General features: G+C 52.3%; 17 protein-coding genes and 1 pseudogene. 16 read left to right on the top strand and 2 right to left on the bottom strand.

The features are described from left to right. The 10 genes and pseudogenes from FHT67_RS16065 to yajC form a co-directional block, all read left to right on the top strand. Window positions 1-785, top strand: a pseudogene (locus tag FHT67_RS16065) (hypothetical protein); the annotation flags it as partial. A 149-nt stretch (window positions 786-934) separates the two neighbouring features. Continuing rightward, window positions 935-1,588 (top strand): BofC C-terminal domain-containing protein, encoded by a 654-nt coding sequence (locus FHT67_RS16060; protein ID WP_167199852.1) that lies wholly within the window; start codon window positions 935-937, stop codon window positions 1,586-1,588. Between the two features lie 161 nt (window positions 1,589-1,749). After that, entirely contained in the window at window positions 1,750-2,250 is a 501-nt protein-coding gene (ruvC, locus tag FHT67_RS16055; protein ID WP_015845963.1) for a crossover junction endodeoxyribonuclease RuvC, read from the top strand. Next, a complete protein-coding gene (gene ruvA / locus FHT67_RS16050) occupies window positions 2,247-2,885 on the top strand; it encodes a Holliday junction branch migration protein RuvA (RefSeq protein WP_132307271.1) in 639 nt (212 codons plus the stop codon). Before ruvC ends, ruvA begins: the two co-directional genes overlap by 4 nt. Window positions 2,886-2,905: 20 nt before the next feature. Continuing rightward, window positions 2,906-3,907: a Holliday junction branch migration DNA helicase RuvB gene (gene ruvB / locus FHT67_RS16045; RefSeq protein WP_132307269.1), complete on the top strand. Its 1,002-nt coding sequence runs from the start codon at window positions 2,906-2,908 to the stop codon at window positions 3,905-3,907. Between the two features lie 5 nt (window positions 3,908-3,912). Next, window positions 3,913-4,356 (top strand): thiol-disulfide oxidoreductase DCC family protein, encoded by a 444-nt coding sequence (locus FHT67_RS16040; protein WP_132307267.1) that lies wholly within the window; start codon window positions 3,913-3,915, stop codon window positions 4,354-4,356. Then, on the top strand, window positions 4,356-6,461 hold the full coding sequence (locus FHT67_RS16035; RefSeq protein WP_132307265.1) for a SpoIID/LytB domain-containing protein: 2,106 nt from the start codon (window positions 4,356-4,358) through the stop codon (window positions 6,459-6,461). The genes FHT67_RS16040 and FHT67_RS16035 overlap by 1 nt, the downstream gene beginning before the upstream one ends. 7 nt (window positions 6,462-6,468) lie before the next feature. Then, a complete protein-coding gene (queA, locus tag FHT67_RS16030; protein ID WP_132307263.1) occupies window positions 6,469-7,515 on the top strand; it encodes a tRNA preQ1(34) S-adenosylmethionine ribosyltransferase-isomerase QueA in 1,047 nt (348 codons plus the stop codon). Window positions 7,516-7,565: 50 nt separating this feature from the next. Next, entirely contained in the window at window positions 7,566-8,699 is a 1,134-nt protein-coding gene (gene tgt / locus FHT67_RS16025; protein WP_132307261.1) for a tRNA guanosine(34) transglycosylase Tgt, read from the top strand. Window positions 8,700-8,730: 31 nt separating this feature from the next. Continuing rightward, the gene (gene yajC / locus FHT67_RS16020) at window positions 8,731-9,045 is read left to right on the top strand and encodes a preprotein translocase subunit YajC (protein WP_132307259.1); all 315 of its coding nucleotides are present in this window, start codon (window positions 8,731-8,733) and stop codon (window positions 9,043-9,045) included. 86 nt (window positions 9,046-9,131) lie between these two features. Here the strand turns inward: yajC and FHT67_RS16015 are convergent, their stop codons facing one another. Continuing rightward, window positions 9,132-9,533: a TIGR04086 family membrane protein gene (locus FHT67_RS16015; protein WP_132307257.1), complete on the bottom strand. Its 402-nt coding sequence runs from the start codon at window positions 9,531-9,533 to the stop codon at window positions 9,132-9,134. A gap of 151 nt (window positions 9,534-9,684) precedes the next feature. On the opposite strand from FHT67_RS16015, the gene FHT67_RS16010 reads away from it, so the two are divergent. Both FHT67_RS16010 and FHT67_RS16005 read left to right on the top strand, forming a co-directional pair. Beyond that, the gene (locus FHT67_RS16010; RefSeq protein WP_207918139.1) at window positions 9,685-11,004 is read left to right on the top strand and encodes an ArsB/NhaD family transporter; all 1,320 of its coding nucleotides are present in this window, start codon (window positions 9,685-9,687) and stop codon (window positions 11,002-11,004) included. Between the two features lie 116 nt (window positions 11,005-11,120). Then, window positions 11,121-11,885 (top strand): YetF domain-containing protein, encoded by a 765-nt coding sequence (locus FHT67_RS16005; protein ID WP_132307255.1) that lies wholly within the window; start codon window positions 11,121-11,123, stop codon window positions 11,883-11,885. 76 nt (window positions 11,886-11,961) lie between these two features. Here FHT67_RS16005 and spoVB read toward each other — a convergent pair whose 3' ends face one another. Further along, a complete protein-coding gene (gene spoVB / locus FHT67_RS16000) occupies window positions 11,962-13,521 on the bottom strand; it encodes a stage V sporulation protein B (protein WP_167199849.1) in 1,560 nt (519 codons plus the stop codon). A 195-nt stretch (window positions 13,522-13,716) separates the two neighbouring features. Between spoVB and FHT67_RS15995 the strand changes: the two genes are divergently transcribed. From FHT67_RS15995 to FHT67_RS15980, 4 genes are all read left to right on the top strand, one after another. Further along, window positions 13,717-13,956 (top strand): post-transcriptional regulator, encoded by a 240-nt coding sequence (locus FHT67_RS15995; RefSeq protein WP_347880098.1) that lies wholly within the window; start codon window positions 13,717-13,719, stop codon window positions 13,954-13,956. A 95-nt stretch (window positions 13,957-14,051) separates the two neighbouring features. Continuing rightward, the gene (secD, locus tag FHT67_RS15990; protein WP_132307249.1) at window positions 14,052-15,284 is read left to right on the top strand and encodes a protein translocase subunit SecD; all 1,233 of its coding nucleotides are present in this window, start codon (window positions 14,052-14,054) and stop codon (window positions 15,282-15,284) included. Continuing rightward, window positions 15,274-16,194, top strand: a complete 921-nt coding sequence (secF, locus tag FHT67_RS15985) for a protein translocase subunit SecF (RefSeq protein ID WP_132307247.1) — start codon at window positions 15,274-15,276, stop codon at window positions 16,192-16,194. The genes secD and secF overlap by 11 nt, the downstream gene beginning before the upstream one ends. Before the next feature lie 100 nt (window positions 16,195-16,294). Beyond that, window positions 16,295-17,185 (top strand): cation diffusion facilitator family transporter, encoded by an 891-nt coding sequence (locus FHT67_RS15980; RefSeq protein WP_167199848.1) that lies wholly within the window; start codon window positions 16,295-16,297, stop codon window positions 17,183-17,185. Window positions 17,186-17,197 lie beyond the last annotated feature (12 nt).

The following is a 17,197-nucleotide window of genomic DNA, read 5'->3' as shown; positions in this document are numbered from 1 at the left end:
GCCCAACGGCGGTGTCCCCGGCAGAGATGGGACCTGGCTATGGCTGGCCGGGAGCGGTATCTCCGGCAAGCTTTGGTCCCGAGAATGTATCGCCTGCTGCCTTGGGAGAAAATAGTGCCCCAACAGCCGTCAGCCCTGAAATGACAGGACCTGTCGGCGGTTATGGCTACGGCTGGCCGGGAGCGGTATCTCCGGCAAATATGGGTCCGGAATATGGCTACGGCTACGGAGGAATGGTATCCCCCGTTAACGCAGGCCCGGATTACGGCTACGGCTACGGTCATCCGGGAATGGTATCGCCGGCTGCGATGGGACCAAACGTATCGCCCGCAGCGTTAGGCTCGAACGTATCCCCCGCTGCGCTTGGATCTAACGTATCGCCTGCAGAGCTAGGCTCGAACGTATCTCCGGCTGCGCTTGGATCCAACGTATCGCCTGCGGCGCTTGGCTCGAATGTTTCGCCGCTTGCGCTTGGGCCTAACGCCGCGCCAGGCACGAATGTATCCCCGGCCGGCATGGGGCCTGTCGGCTACGGCTATTACGGCAATCAAGTAGCCGGCGCTCAAGGCTTCAGTCCTTATTCCTACTGGCCTGGCCAAACGGCTGGCGCGCAGGATGATCCTTGCGGCTGCGGCGGTAAACGCACGGAAGAAGAGTTGATAGAAGCCGTTACCGAAGCGGTGATCAAAAAAGCAAAGCCGCGCAAAATAGCTAAAATCCGTTCGGTTGCTCCAAAATCGTCGAAAAAAACAGACCGCAACAGCAAACCCTGGATTAACCGCTGATGCATAATTCGGCAACAGCCTCCTGCCTGTTTTACGGGCGGGAGGCTGTTTGCTTTTTCAAAAATAACTTTCGCGAGCGCTTTATGCGTACATATTATTGGAAGCATTGAGTTAAACTAGGTCAAAAAGAAATACAAGGGGCTATTATTATGATGATGAAGTTCAGCTTATGGAAGCAATTGAAAAAAAGACTGCGACGAGGGCGGCGTCCGATGTGGACCTTGGGATCCTTCTTGATTGGAGCAACCGTGCTCGTACAAGCTGTTTACGGATCGCCGGCTGCCGCTGCGGCAGCGGCAGCCGGCAAGGAACCGGGAGAAGGAAATCCCGGTCTGATCCGTATATTGCAGGAGCATGAGGAGCCTCTTGCGGTTCAGCTGCACCGCCAGTACATTTGCGGGGAGGAAACGCAGCCGCTTGGCCAATTGACCTCCGCCGAAGTGATACGCATGCTGATGTCCCATCCGGAATGGACGGCGATGCTGTCGCAGGACGGTCGGACCGTGCTGCTGGAGCAGGAGATAGAAGATTTCTCGCAAACGTGCAAAGGCAACATCTATATCGGGCTGGATAAACAAGGCTACCTGTCTCTCTTTGAAGGAGCTCCCAAAAAAGAGAAGGTCGTAAAGACCTTTTTTCAGTTGGACGTGAAATATATGGAGAGCAGCCTGCCGCAGGATAAAGTAGAACGTCTGTCCGAGGGGATCAAGATTATGGATATGGATGAATACAACAGCGTTCTGTCGACCTACAGCGATTTTGCCATACCCGCCAACCAAAAAGTGATGAAGCCGACGTATTGATCGGATGCTGACCTTCCGCGTTCTCCAGCGGAAGGTTTTTTCGTGGACGGGGCCATGCCTCCTCCCCGCGGCGATCTCAAACGCGTGTTCTCATATGGTCCAACTTTTGCTATAATGGACGGATAAGAAGCGGTAATGACTGCCGCAAAGGAGTTGGCGGATTGCGCGTTCTTGGTATAGACCCCGGCATTGCGATCGCGGGATTTGGTTTTATTGATAAGGATGGCCATAAGCTGAAGCCCGTCCAATACGGCTGTATTCAGACGGCTGCCCATACGCCTCAAGAGGAAAGGCTCGTGCAGATTTACGACTCGGCGGTTGCGCTCATGGATAAGTATAAGCCCGATACCGTGGCCGTAGAGAAGCTGTTCTTCAACCGAAACGTAACCACGGCGTTTGCCGTAGGGCAGGCGAGGGGGGTTATTATTCTGGCCGCCGCCCAGCGGGGACTGCCGGTAGCAGAGTATACGCCGCTTCAGGTGAAGCAGGCCGTTGTGGGTTATGGCAAAGCAGAGAAGCGCCAGGTGCAGGAAATGGTTAAAATGTTTCTTAAGCTGTCGGCCATACCGAAGCCGGACGATGTGGCGGATGCGCTTGCGGTAGCGATTTGTCATGCCCATTCTTCGGGATTGTCGCAAAAAATTAACGAGGTGCTTCGATGATCGATTTTTTACGCGGACTTATTTCTCATGTAGAATCCGAATATGTCGTTTTAGATGTCAGAGACGTCGGTTACCGGGTGTTTACGCCTAATCCTTATGCCTTTGCGGGCAAAGAGGAGACCGTCACCATCTATATTCACCATCATGTCCGCGAGGATGCGATCCTTCTGTACGGCTTTGAGTCGAGGGAGGAGCAGACCTTGTTCCGCAAGCTGCTCGAAGTGTCGGGCATCGGTCCGAGAGTGGCGCTTGGCATTCTGGCCGGCGGGCGTCCGGATGCCGTGATCGGCGCGATTCAGCAGGAGAATATCGCGTTCCTGACGAGACTTCCCGGCATTGGCAAAAAGACGGCCCAGCGCATGATTCTCGACCTAAAGGATAAGCTGGCGGGCTTTGCGACGGATGCGGGGCTTCTTGCCGCAGCGGGACTAGCGTCTCATCAACCGGTCTCCGCAGCAAGCGCGCAGCAAGGAGCCGGAACAGCCTGGGAAGAGGCGCGCGACGGGCTTGCCGCGCTTGGTTATACGGGCGCCGAGCTGGATAAGGCCTGGAACGCCCTGGCTCCGTCGGTAACCGCGGACGAAACGGTGGATTCATTAATGAAACGTGCCTTGCAGCAGCTGTTTAAAGGCTAACATAAAGGAGCTGAGCGAGGGTGGAAGATCGGATTATATCCGCTAACCTGATGATGGACGAGCAGGCTATGGAATTAAGCCTGCGCCCCCGGTATCTGGCCGAATATATCGGGCAGTCCAAAGCGAAGGAGAATTTAAAGATTTATATCGACGCAGCCAAGATGCGGAAAGAAGCATTGGACCATGTTCTCCTGTACGGACCTCCCGGGCTCGGGAAAACAACGCTGTCGAACATTATCGCCAATGAGCTTGGCGTTAACCTGCGCACGACGTCGGGGCCGGCAATCGAGCGTCCCGGCGACCTTGCCGCCCTGCTGACCAATCTGCAGGAAGGCGATGTGCTTTTCATTGACGAAATCCATCGTCTTCACAGGACGGTAGAGGAAGTGCTCTATCCGGCGATGGAGGATTTCGCGCTGGACATTATGATCGGCAAAGGGCCCAGCGCCAGGTCCGTCCGTCTCGACCTGCCGCCGTTTACGCTTATTGGCGCAACGACAAGAGCGGGTCTTCTGTCGGCGCCGCTGCGCGACCGGTTTGGCGTCATCAGCCGTTTGGAGTTCTATACGGTGGATGAGCTGGCTTACATTGTTTCCCGTTCGGCTGAAATCTTCGATATTGCCATTATCGGGGAAGCGTCGGAAGAGATTGCGATGCGTTCCCGGGGAACGCCTCGCATTGCGAACCGTCTCCTGAAGCGCGTGCGCGATTATGCGCAGGTGCGCGGCGATGGCATCATTACGCACGAGATAGCAAAATCCGCGCTGGAGCTGCAGCAGGTCGATCCGATGGGGCTCGACAATATCGACCATAAAATGCTGCTGGCGATGATGACGACGTTTGCCGGCCGTCCGGTCGGCTTGGATACGATTGCCGCGTCGATTGGCGAAGAAAGCCAGACGATCGAGGATGTTTACGAGCCTTATTTGATGCAGATCGGTTTTCTGCAGCGGACGCCTCGCGGCCGGATCGCAACGGATCAGGCGTATCGTCATCTCGGGATGCCTATACCGGAAAGGTGAGGAAGATGAAGAGCGAGCGGGAAAAGCTGTATATCGTATATGACGGAACCTGCAATCTGTGCACGGGAACGGTGAGCAAGCTGCGAGAGCTTCGTTCCAACGCCGATTTGATTTTTGTGCCTATTCAATCGCTTGGCGACGCGGCAAGCCGCGTTCCCGGAATTGAGAAAGCAGCAGAGACGGACCTGTACGAGAAGATGCATGTCGCAGACGAGAAGGGCCGGCTGTATGCCGGCGCTGACGGCGTTGTCCGGATTTTGCGGACCATCAAAGGCTTCCGTCTGCTTGCTTTGCTTTACCGCTTGCCCGGCTTAAGCCGGGTTGGCGATTTGCTCTACCGCTATATCGCGAAACGCAGATACGACTGGTTTGGACGCACGGAGCAGAGCTGCTCCTTAAACGGCTGCGACTTGCCGCCGCAACATGAGAGGGGAAAGGGGAATCATTGATGAATTTTCAACGATGGTCGTTTAAGCGGTTATCCTTGCTTACGATCGCCGGACTTTTGTTTGTATCGACGTGGTGGGTGAAGCCTTCGCTTGGCGCCGTTCCGCAGCTTGACACGATTCGGGTTGCCATCTACCTGCAGCTGCCGGGGAAATATCAGGCTAACACGGCCGCGGCTACGTTTTCTTCCGCCGGCGGTTTAACGATAGGCATGAGCGATCCTGCGGGTACGGTACCGTGGGTCAATACCGGGGCTAATGTGCAATCCCGGATTGCGAAGGACGACTATAAGGTAAAAGTAATCGAGACGGAAAGCTTCGATACGGCGCTTGCCGTTTACAAAAGGCTTCAGGCCTTGTCCGGGAGCGGCTTTATTACGTCCCTGAAGAAAAAAGGAAAGACGGTTTATCAGGTTGCGGAAGGTACATACGGCAATGCGGCAGACGCAACGGCGGCCATGACCAAATGGGCGGCGGACAGCACGATCGGCAAGCTGACCGGCAGTGCCAAAGCGGCAATTCAAGGGCCGTACCACCTGGAAAGCGCAGCAACTTACGCTTCCGAAGCGGAGGCGCTTAAAGCCTCCGACGCCTTCAGCGCAGCGGGAGTGGATGCATTCGTAGGCGTGCGCAAGGCCGACGGCAGCGCGAATGCGCGTTATTCCGTGTTTGTTGGCGCTGCTGCCAGCACGGCTGAGCTTAATGTGGTGAAGACGGCTGCCGGCGCAGCGGGCAGCGGGCTGAAGACGGCGGATGATTCCGCTTATCTGCTGGAACGCAACGACCATACGTTAAGCGGCAAAGCAGACAGTCCGGTTACGCTCTACGCGTTCCCGGTTAACAATGCGAAGGTTCGGATTATGCCAGCGGGCAACAGCGCGATTAAGCTGACGGAGCGCAGCGGCCGGACTTACCGGGGGCAATTCGAGGTCAGCGAATTCAACGGCAAGCTGGCCGTCGTTAACGAGCTGCCATTCGAGCAATATTTATATTCCGTGGTTGGCGGAGAGATGATCTCGTCATGGCCGCTTGAAGCGCTCAAAGCACAGGCGGTAGCGGCACGCACGTATGCGCTGTACCAAGGCGCGGGCTTCCAAATCGCCAACGTCGTTGATACCGTTAGCAGCCAGGAATATCAAGGCACGGTAACCGAGAAGCCTTCGACCATTCAAGCGGTAGACGAGACGGCCGGCGAAGTGATGCTGTACAACGGCAAGCTTATTGAGGCGCTGTTCTCATCCAACGGCGGAGGCAAAACAGCAGATGCTTCGGAGATTTGGGGCAATTCCGTTGCCTACCTGAAGAGCGTCTCCAGTCCGGCGGACAGCTCCTCGGAGAAGGGCTTGTACACTTGGTACCGGGTTGTTTTGCCGAACAATCAGACCGGATATATCCGGGAGGATCTGCTGACCGATTCCGGTCAAACGAATGCGGCAGGCGTCAAGCTAATGACCGTAAATACGGACGGATCCAAAGTGCGGAAAAATCCGAAGGTAGAAGATGCCGTTGCGTTAGTCGGGCAAGTGAATAAAGGCACCGTTGTTGCCATTCTGGACAAAGCGGTCGAGAATAACGCGATGTCCTGGGTGAAGGGTCCCTTCACGTCTTCGGAGCTTCTCGCTACGATGACGAAGCAGGCGAGCGTTACGGGGCCGATTACTTCCTTGCAGGTCGGAACAACGGGGCCATCGGGGCGAGTTACGCAATTGCTTGTCAATGGACAGTCCTACAATGTAAAATATCCAGATGTGCTTCGTTCGGCGCTTGGCGGTTTGCCTAGCACGCTATTTAAGGTAGACGAAACGGCGAAGGTGACTATGCTTGGCGCCAACGGCTCGACCCGCACGAAGACGTCTTCCGCGCAGCCCGTTTATATGATTCAGGCAGGCGGCCAAGTCACGCAGGCCGACAGCAACGTGATCGTTATGAACGGAGACAGCCAGATCCGCGCGACAACCAAGGATCCTTCCTTCCGTTTCGTCGGAACGGGGTACGGCCACGGAATCGGATTATCCCAATACGGAGCGTTAGGTCTGGCACAGCAAGGGTATGACTACTCTTATATCTTGCAATACTACTATAAAGATGTAACTATCGCTAAGGAATGATTGATTCATGAATGTAGATTGGTTTGATTTTGAACTGCCCGAGCATCTGATTGCCCAAACGCCTCTTGCAGAACGTACGGCATCGAGACTTCTGGCGCTTAACAAAGAGACGGGGGAGATCGCGCACCGCACCTTCACGGATCTCGCCGAGTACATGAAAGCGGGAGACGTGCTCGTTCTGAACAACACGCGCGTTATTCCGGCCCGTCTTACGGGGGTAAAGCCCGATACAGGCGGGAAGATTGAGCTCTTGCTTCTGAAACAGCTGGAGGGAGACCGCTGGGAGACTTTGGCCAAGCCGGCCAAACGTCTAAAGGCGGGCTCCGAGCTGTGGTTCGGCGACAACGGCAGCGGCGAGCCTCTGCTCCGCGCGGTAGTTGAGGATGAAGGCGAGATGGGCTCGCGGACGATCCGTTTCCATTACGAGGGCATCTTCCAGGAGCTGCTCGACCGTCTGGGAGAAATGCCGCTGCCTCCTTATATCAAGGAGAGACTGGAGGAGCGGGAACGCTACCAGACCGTGTATGCCAAGCATGAAGGCTCGGCGGCCGCTCCTACGGCAGGGCTTCATTTTACGAAGGAGTTTCTGCAGCAGCTGGTCGATAAAGGGGTTAAGCTTGCCTATATTACCCTGCATGTTGGTCTAGGCACCTTCCGGCCGATGTCCGTCGATAAGGTTGAAGAGCATGAGATGCATTCGGAGTATTACGAGCTGGACGAACAAAATGCCGCAATAATAAATGAAGCCAAATCGTCGGGAGCCCGTATAATAGCTGTGGGCACAACCTCCTCGAGAACGCTCGAGACGGTAGCCGCAAGATTTGAAGGCCGAACGATTGAGGCATGCAACGGCTGGACGGATATTTTTATTTTCCCGGGATACGACTTTAAGCTGGTAGACGCTTTGCTGACAAACTTCCATTTGCCGAAATCGACGCTTGTTATGCTGGTCAGCGCGCTAGCCGGACGGGATGCGATTATGAAGGCTTACGGGGAAGCGGTTCGCGAAGAATACCGGTTCTTCAGCTTTGGCGACGCCATGTTTATCTATTAGCATCAGCTTGCGCAAGCACGATAATTCCAAGTAGACAGGAAGAATGACAAGTGGCTGTAAAATACGAATTAATTAAAGTTTGCAAACAGTCCGGCGCGCGTCTTGGCCGGGTCCACACCCCGCACGGCGTTATCGAGACGCCAACGTTTATGCCGGTAGGGACTCAGGCAACCGTTAAGACGATGAGCCCGGAAGAATTAAAAACGATGGACGCTCAAATTATTTTGAGCAACACGTACCATTTGTTCCTTCGCCCCGGTCATGACATTGTCGGCCGGGCGGGGGGCCTTCACAAATTCATGAACTGGGACCGTCCGATTCTGACAGACAGCGGCGGCTTCCAGGTATTCAGCTTGAGTGACATGCGCAAAATTACGGAAGAAGGCGTGCAATTCCGCTCCCATCTGAATGGGGACAAGCTGTTTATCTCTCCGGAGAAGGCCATGGAGATCCAGAACGCGCTTGGCTCGGACATTATGATGGCTTTTGACGAATGTCCGCCGTATCCGGCCGATTACGATTACGTGAAGCAATCGCTTGAGCGCACAACGCGCTGGGCGGAGCGCTGCCTCAATTCCCATGCCCGCAAGCATGACCAAGGGTTGTTCGCAATCGTGCAGGGCGGCATGTACAAAGACCTTCGGATCCAGAGCGCGAAGGATTTGACTTCCATGGATTTCCCGGGGTATGCTATTGGTGGACTAAGTGTAGGCGAGCCTAAGCATTTGATGTATGAAGTGCTTGATTACACCGTACCTGAGCTGCCAACGACCAAACCGCGATATTTAATGGGCGTTGGTTCGCCGGACGCATTGATCGAGGGTTCGATCCGCGGCGTCGATATGTTCGACTGCGTATTGCCGACGCGTATTGCCCGCAACGGGACAACGATGACAAGCCAAGGCCGTCTTGTTGTTCGCAACGCGAAATTCGCCGAGGACTTTGGACCGCTGGATCCGGAATGCTCCTGCTACACTTGCCAAAACTACTCGCGTGCGTATATCCGCCATTTGCTCAAAGCAGACGAGACGTTTGGCATCCGGCTTACGACCTATCACAACTTGCATTTCTTATTACAGCTCATGCGTGATGTGCGTCAGGCGATTATGGAAGACAGGCTTCTTGATTTCCGCGACGAATTTTTCACCAAGTATGGACTGTTTGATAACGAGAAGGGCTTTTAAGCTTAGATTTTAGGGAAAGGGGGGAATTTCCATGAATGCATATCTAGCAGCAGATTCAGCAGGCAGCACGAATATCTTCCAAATGATCTGGCCTTTTATTCTGATGTTTGCGGTTTTCTATTTCTTGCTTATTCGTCCGCAACAGAAGAAAACGAAACAGCGCAACTCGCTTCTCAGCCAGCTGAAGAAGGGTGATAAAATTCAAACGATTGGCGGCCTTCAAGGCACAATCGTTGAACTGACGGACGACACGGTTGTACTTCGCGTCAACGATACGACAAAGATGACGTTCGACCGCAGCGCAATCAGCTCCGTACTGAACAGCGCACCTGCAGCAACGGAGTAATTCCAATGAAAAGAAGCTGATCCTTAGGGTCAGCTTCTTTTCTTGCTTGTATGTAGTATGTGCAGAGGCATGGTTATTCATTACCGCTATTTCTTAAGGTTAACGCCGATCATTCCGCCTAAGGCTCCCGCCAGTATAGCGGCAAGCAGCATCATGGCGCTTTTGCCGGACAATCCGCTGTTGGCCGCAAGGAAACCGATGGTCAGGACGGTAATGCCGTAAATCAAGCCAAGCAGGGCGCCGTGATACCAGCCCTTCATGCCGGAGCGTTTGCCCGATACGAAACCGCCGGCTAAAGCGGAAAAGCCATGAACGGCAAGAGAGTATTGAGGCAGGTTGTTTTCCTTCATATTGCTGAGGTAAAGTAACAACGAGAGAATCAGTGCGCCTATAGCAAGCCAAATAATCGAATATATAACGCCTGCAATAAGCGGAGAGCCGATACGCGGCGGCCGGGCGATCGATTTGATCGATTTGATCGAATTCATTTTATTCCCCCCCTTGTACAAGACTATTAGTACACCTTATGGTCAAGCCGGCGCGATTAGACCTGCCGCTTAGGCTAGACTGGACGTTATTTGCATTTTTTTTGTATAATGTGCTTTGCTTATTGAATTGCTGATACAAGGAGTTGTTGGCTTGGAACCGATTTATCATCCTGCTGCCTGGCAGGTAACGGCGGCTGTCGTTATTTTCCTCACGACCTACGCCATTATTATTACGGAGAAAATAAACCGCACCGTCATCGCCTTATTTGGCGCGGTAATTATGATTGCGCTTGGCGTATTGGATATGAAGCTGGCCTTCTCGGAGCATATCGAATGGGAAACGATCTTTTTGTTAATCGGGATGATGATCCTGGTTGGCATAACGAATAAGACGGGCGTATTCCAATATGCTGCGGTAAAAGCGGCTCAGACCGCAAAAGGAGATCCGGTTAAGATCTTTATTATTCTGTCGTTGCTCACGGGGCTTGGTTCCGCTTTTCTGGACAATGTAACAACGGTGCTTCTAATCGTTCCGATTACGTTCTCGATTACCCGGATATTGAATATAACGCCGGTGCCCTTTCTGCTGGCTGAAATTCTGTCGAGCAATATCGGAGGAACGGCTACCTTAATCGGCGATCCGCCCAATATTATGATTGGTTCGGCTAACGAGAACTTAACGTTTAACGATTTTCTCGTAAACCTGGCTCCGGTTATTCTCGTTATTCTGGTCGTCACAATCGCCCTGCTTGTCTGGATTTACCGTAAGAAGCTGATTGTAACCGAAGAAGCAAAGAAGGAGCTTATGAACTTAATAGCCGAGGATAATCTCACAGACCGAAAGTTAATGATAAAGTCCTTATCGGTTTTGCTGCTGACGATTGTTGGCTTTATACTTCATTCGGTCATCCATATTGAAGCGGCTGCGATTGCATTGGGCGGAGCTACGCTGCTTATGCTGATCGGGGTGAAGCGGGAGGACGCGGAGGCTGCTTTTGACATGGTCGAGTGGGAAACGATCTTTTTCTTTGTCGGCTTGTTTATGCTAGTGGGCGGCTTGGTGGAGACAAACATCATTTCGGATTTGGCGAACTTCACGCTGCAGATTACTTCCGGCGATATGACCAAAACCTCCATGCTGATCTTATGGGTGTCCGGCATTGCTTCCGCGACAATAGACAATATCCCGTTTGTGGCAACGATGATACCGCTCATTCAGGATTTGGGGATACAAATGAAAATTACGAATCCCGACGATCTTAATCCTTTATGGTGGTCGCTGTCGCTTGGCGCTTGTCTGGGTGGCAATGGGACGTTGATCGGCGCATCGGCCAACGTGGTGGTAGCGGGGCTTGCGATGCGTGAAGGCAAAGGCTTCAGCTATATGGATTACTTGAAAATCGGGGCGCCTTTGACGCTGCTGGCTCTTGTTATTTCAACCATATATATCTATTTTATTGTATTGCCATAGGTTATTTACCCATAAATTCGTTAGTCCGCTCATCGCATGATGTGACAGGCTGAAGGTCAGAATAGCTGTACGTGCTGTTCCGATGCTGGCATGACAAAAACGAGGAGGCGGTTAGGATGGAATATGGGAGCATGCTGCTCCGAACCGTATTGATTTACTTCGTCGTATTTCTGATCATGCGTTTTATGGGAAAAAGGGAAATTGGCAAGCTTTCCGTATTTGACCTGGTGATCTCCGTTATGATCGCCGAGATTGCCGTTATCGTCATTGAAGATGTAGAACGTTCCATGTGGGAGGGCATTTTGCCCATGGTCGTATTGCTAATCATTCAGGTGGGCATCGCGTATATTGCCTTGAAAAACCGTAAGCTGAGGTTATGGTTTGACGGGAAACCAAGCTTCATCATAGCCAAAGGCAAGCTTAACCGGGATATCATGCGCAAGCAGCGCTATAACCTGGATGATTTGCTGCTTCAATTAAGGGAAAACAAGATCGCCAACGTGGCGGATGTTGAATTTGCGATTCTGGAGACGACGGGCAAATTATCGGTTGTCGAGAAAGAAAACGCAACGAATAAGGATCAAGAGCAAGAACAAGAAGAACCGCAAAAAGAACCAAAGACAAGGTCGGCTGCCGACGAGCCTATCCTTAAGCCTCAAACGCAGACGCCTGCTCGTTTCCGGTTCGAGATGCTGCCGATTCCGCTCATTATGGACGGCAAGGTGCAGGACGAGAATTTGGCGAAGATGGACAAAACCAGATTCTGGCTAAAAAATGTGCTGCAGGAACAGGGCGTGCACGATTTCAAGGAGGTCTTTCTTTGCACGATAGACCACAAAGGAAAGCTGTTTATCGATACCGACAAAAAGCCGCGCTTCTAGCCGGAACGGACCCCTGTCACTAAAAGCAGGGGTTCGCTTCCGGCAAGGAAGCGCGGCTTTTTTATATGGGAAGCACTCATTTGAACCATTGCCCCAGTACCGGGATGCGGGCGATATCATAGCGGTCGATTATTCTCATCCAGACCATCAACAGCAGATATAAAATAACGCTGATCATGCAGGCAAGGATCAGATTGATCCACTCCAGCGACAAGGGCTGGGTATTCATCATCCATCTTGCGGCGGCTCCCATAATGATCATGGCTGCTCCAACCTTTATAAAATCCATCGCTTGCATATGGAAGCCGATCAATCGCAATACGCTGATGCCGTGGAGGACCGTAACGAGTACGATATTGACGTTAATGGCGATTAGCGCGCCGTATATGCCAAGCTCCGGCTTGGAAGCGAGCATAACGATTAGAATAAGCTTGACCGCGGCCCCGATAAAGGTGTTCATAAGCGCGGTACCGGGCTTGTTCAACGCTTGAAGGGCCGCTTGAAGAGGGGCCTGCAAATAAATGAATATGCCGATCGGAGCTATCAACTGAAGCATCGGAGCGATATCTGCTTGATTGTAAATCAGGCGGCAGATCGGTTCGGCAAACAGCCACATCACAACGACAAACGGTGCCCCTGCCACAAGAGCAAGACGCATGGACTGATGCATCCGGATATGGATCGTCGCTTTATCTCCCTTGGCAGCCGCTTCGGACAGTGAGGGAACGAGGGAGGAAGCAAGCGAGAAGGTTAGCGCGGTTGGCAGGAGCAGCAGCGGAATAATCATCCCTTGCAAGGCGCCGTATTGGGCAGTGGCGGCGCGGGTTGCAATTCCCGCGGCCGCGAGGCTTCGGGCAGTCAGAATCGATTCCAGCAAATAAGACAAGGAGCCGACCATGCGGCTTCCGGTTACCGGAATGGACAAACCGAGCAGGCGGCGAAGCACGGGCGTATTTTCTTCGGGCGCAGCATCCGGCGCAGTAAGTGAAGCTTTTTTTTGCTTTCCGCGTTCTTTCGAATACGTCCAGAGCAGCACGGCAAGAGCGCCGATCTCTCCCGCAACAACCCCAAGCATGGCTCCGGCGGCAGCCCATTCGATTCCTTTCGGAAGCAGCATGGAAGCAAAGGCCAGGGAGCCGATTATGCGGATGACGGTTTCAATGATTTGCGAGGCAGCGGACGGTATCATATTTTGCATGCCTTGGAAGTATCCCCGGTAGACCGAGGAAATTCCTATGATCAGCATTAGCGGCGTCATTACCATAAACGTCTGATAGACCCTGGAGTCCGTCAGCAGATGGGTCGTAATCCATTTCCCGAAGAGGAGCAGCGCAGCCGTCATGACGATAGCCAGTACGATGGTAAGGCCCATTGCTGTCCGGAAAATCTGTTTGACCCTCGAAGAGTCGCCGCGAGATACGGCTTCCGCTGTCCATTTGGTAATGGCAAGCGGAATGCCGCCCGTTATTACGGTCAGCATAACGGTCAGGAACGGGTAGCTGAGCTGATACAGCCCGACGCCCTCCGCTCCGATGATTCTCGGGAGAGCAATGCGCGGAACAAAACCGAGCAGCCGGTTAATGATGCCGGCGGCCAGCAGAATCAGAGCCCCTTTTATAAACGATTGCTTCGTCATTCGTCGCCCTCATCTCTTCAATAATCCCACCTTTTGTATCCGTACATCTTTATGCGCGGCATGTCCGAATCATGAATCATCCAAATTTATCAATTCAAAAGATTCAGCAGGAAAAGCGGCAGGCGGTAGCGAATAGGTAGAAGAGTTATCACTATCGGGACAAGGCATTTGCAAGGCCAAAAGGAGGAGACAGCCGTGAGAGATGAGGATCTGAACAACGCGATTGAGCAGCTGTGCAATAGCAAGGCGGAAGAATTTCATCTCATCGGATACGAACATGTAACGGGGAAAGAGATTTGGGAATGCGTAAGCGAGAAGTATAACAAGACCGGTCATCCGGAGCTTCATCAGATCGTAAACGATATCTTGTCCTTAAAGGTGACAAAATTTATGAACTTTATGACGCTGAGCGCTTTTCGGGGAAACCATTTCTAACGGAAGGGTTTTCTTTTTTTTGTCGTGCAATTTTACACGCAAGTACAACCTAAGTATAATAGGAATATTGAGATCTTAAGGGGGACTATGTACGTATGAACTGGAAGAGATTAACTGCCTTCCTTGCGGTCGTTGTCATCATGTTTGGCGCAATCGCATGGACGAGCCCGGCTCTTGTCAAAGATATCCGGCTCGGTCTTGACTTGAAAGGCGGATTCGAGGTATTGTACGAAGCCTCTCCACTGGAAGGCGGCGAACAGGTAACGTCCGAGTCGCTGAAAGAAACGGCGCATAGCCTGGAGCAGCGGATTGACTCCACGGGTACGACTGAGCCTGAAATCACGCGTGAAGGAAGCAACCGGATCCGCGTGAAAATTCCTGGCGTTACGGATGAAACGGCAATCAGAGACATGCTGAAAAAACCGGTTAATCTGACATTCCGCGGTCCGGACGGCACGGTTGAGCTGCAAGGCAACGACTTCGTGCAAAACGGCGCTAAAGTCGAGTTTGATCAGCTCGGCAACCCGATGATTACCATTAAACTGAAAGACGCGAAAAAGTTTGAAGACGTTACAACAAAGCTGACGGGCAAAACGTTGTCGATTTACTTGGATGACGAATTGCTGTCCAGCCCTACTGTTAACTATCCGATTACAGGCGGTTCGGCACAAATCTCGGGTAAATATTCCCTTGATGAAGCGAACAAGCTGAAAGATACGATTAACCTTGGCGCTCTGCCGCTGAAGCTGACGGAGATCTACACGCAAAGCGTAGGCGCGAAGCTTGGCCAAAAGTCGCTTGAAGATACGGTTGGCGCAGGCGTGATCGGCACGATTATTATTTTGATTCTGTTGATCGTCTTGTTCCGAGTTCCGGGTCTGGTTGCCGGCATTACGGTTATTTCCTACACCTGGCTGCTCGTTGTTGTATTCGAACTGATGAACGCTACGCTAACCTTACCGGGCATCGCCGCGTTCGTACTCGGTATAGGTATGGCGGTTGACGCCAACATCATTATGTACGAGCGGATCAAGGAAGAGATTCGCAGCGGCAAGAGCCTGCTGTCTTCCCTGAAGGCCGGTTCGAAAAACTCGTTCCGTACCATTATGGACGCGAACGTAACGAATATCATCTCTTGCGTCGTATTGTACTTTATCGGTAACGGCGCAATCCGCGGCTTTGCCCTGACGATGATCTTCAGTATTCTCGTAAGTATCGTGACCAACATCTTCTTGGCTCGTCTGCTGATTCACTTGCTGATCCGCAGTAACCTCTTTACTAAACCTGGCTACTACGGCGTGAAGGAGGCAGAAATCCGTGCTCTATAATGCAAAGGTTCGGTTCGACTTTATTAAACACCGCAACAAATTTTTTATGTTCTCGGCTATTTTGACGATTGTCGGCATCTTGATGGTCAGCATCTTCCATTTGAACTTCGGGGTTGACTTCAAGGCCGGTACCAACATGGATATTCTCGTAGGCAAGAAAATTACCCAGGCGGACGCCAAAGCTATTTTGTCTCAAGCAGGCTATTCCGACATAACCCCTACGGTTGGAGGCACAAACGGCGATCGGGTTTCGGCCCGTTTCGACGATGTTCTCGAACAGCCGAAGGTTCAGGCAATCGAGGATGCTTTTAAAGCAAAATACGGTGACAATGTATCATCGGAAGTAAACGTTGTCTCGCCGGATATCGCGCAGGAGCTTGGCGTCAAAGCAATTTATGCGGTTATTATCGCAAGCGTAGCGATTATGCTCTACGTGATGATCCGTTTCGAGTGGCGCATGGCGCTTGCAGCCAACATTGCGATTTTGTACGATGCTTTTGTCGTTATTACGATGTTCTCAATATTCCGTTTGCAGGTTGACCTGCCGTTTATCGCGGCCGTACTGACAACGATCGGTTACTCGATTAACGATAAGATCGTTATCTTTGACCGGATCCGCGAAAATCTTCGTTTCTCGAAAACAAAAAACGCCGATCAAATTGGCGATCTTGTGAACCAAAGCTTGTGGCAGACCATGGCGCGTAACATTTACACGGTACTCGCCGTTCTCATTATCGCAACCTGTCTCTTTATCTTCGGCAGCGAATCGATCAAGCTGTTCGCACTCGCGAAGATGATTGGTCTTGCAAGCGGCGCTTACTCCTCGATCTGTATCGCGGCTCCGCTGTGGATGGTCATGAAGAGCAAGCAAAAGCCGTCTACGAAAGCAGCGGCTAAAAAAGCCGTTTAAGCAATATTTACGGGCAGAGATAAAAAATACTCTATGAAAAAGTGGAATGGAAGCTTTGCCAGCTCCATGGCGAGCGATCCTTTCCACGCTGGAGGCATAAATGTCAACTGAACAACGATATGCGAAGGCGAAGCCGGCTGAACAGGCAGGCTTATGGGGAACTGCGGCGCTGGCGTTGTTTAAAGGCATAGTAGGCGGACTCGCGGGCAGCAAATCGCTGCTCGCCGATGCCTTCCGTACGGCGGCAGAATGTGCCGCCGCTTTTGCTTTGTTGTCCGGTAAGCAGGACGAAAGCAAGAAAACGGCTGCGGCGCTGCGGATGGAAGCCTTGACGAATGTTTTCCTGGCCGTGTTTTTTCTCATTACGAGCCTCGAGATTGGCATCTCCGCCATTCGGTCCATTGCGGAAGGGGTTGATGCACCGCCGCACTGGACCGCATTTGCGGCCATTCTTATTAGTTTGCTTGTAAGGGAGATGTTCTTCTCCCAGAAGGAACGCGGCTCAAGCCTGTATTGCTCGCTGGCGGCGCTTGTCGGAGCAGGGGGAGCTATGCTTGGAAAGGCTGCGGCTTTGCCGGCTCTGTATTATCTGGACCCTGCGGCCGCAATCGTAATTGCCGTCATTGTGATGTTAAGCGGCTATCGTACGATAGCCGGTTTCGTAAGAAAAGACGGAAAGACCGAGATTCAAAACGAGGACACGGAAATACTGATGCAGCTGATTCAGCGGGTAGAAGGGGTTATTACCGTTGAATCGATTCAGGCCAAGGAGCAGGGGCATTATGTTGTTGCCGATATTGTAATCAGCGTTAATCCGCGAATTTCCGTATCGGAAGGCCATGAAATTGCAAAGCGGGTTAAGCAGCTGCTTCTTACGCGGTTCGGCCATGTTACGGACGTGACGATCCATGTGGAGCCTTACGATCCTGGTTATCCGTACAAATCGAATCATGATCCGAACCAGGAGCATATGCCAACGCTTCTGCAATAGAATGGAAAGGGG

The sequence above is a fragment of the Paenibacillus sp. BK720 genome, assembly GCF_011761545.1.
Lineage (GTDB): Bacteria > Bacillota > Bacilli > Paenibacillales > Paenibacillaceae > Pristimantibacillus.
Note: the sequence above shows the minus strand (reverse complement) of the source record. Positions and strands in the feature narration are given on the sequence as shown.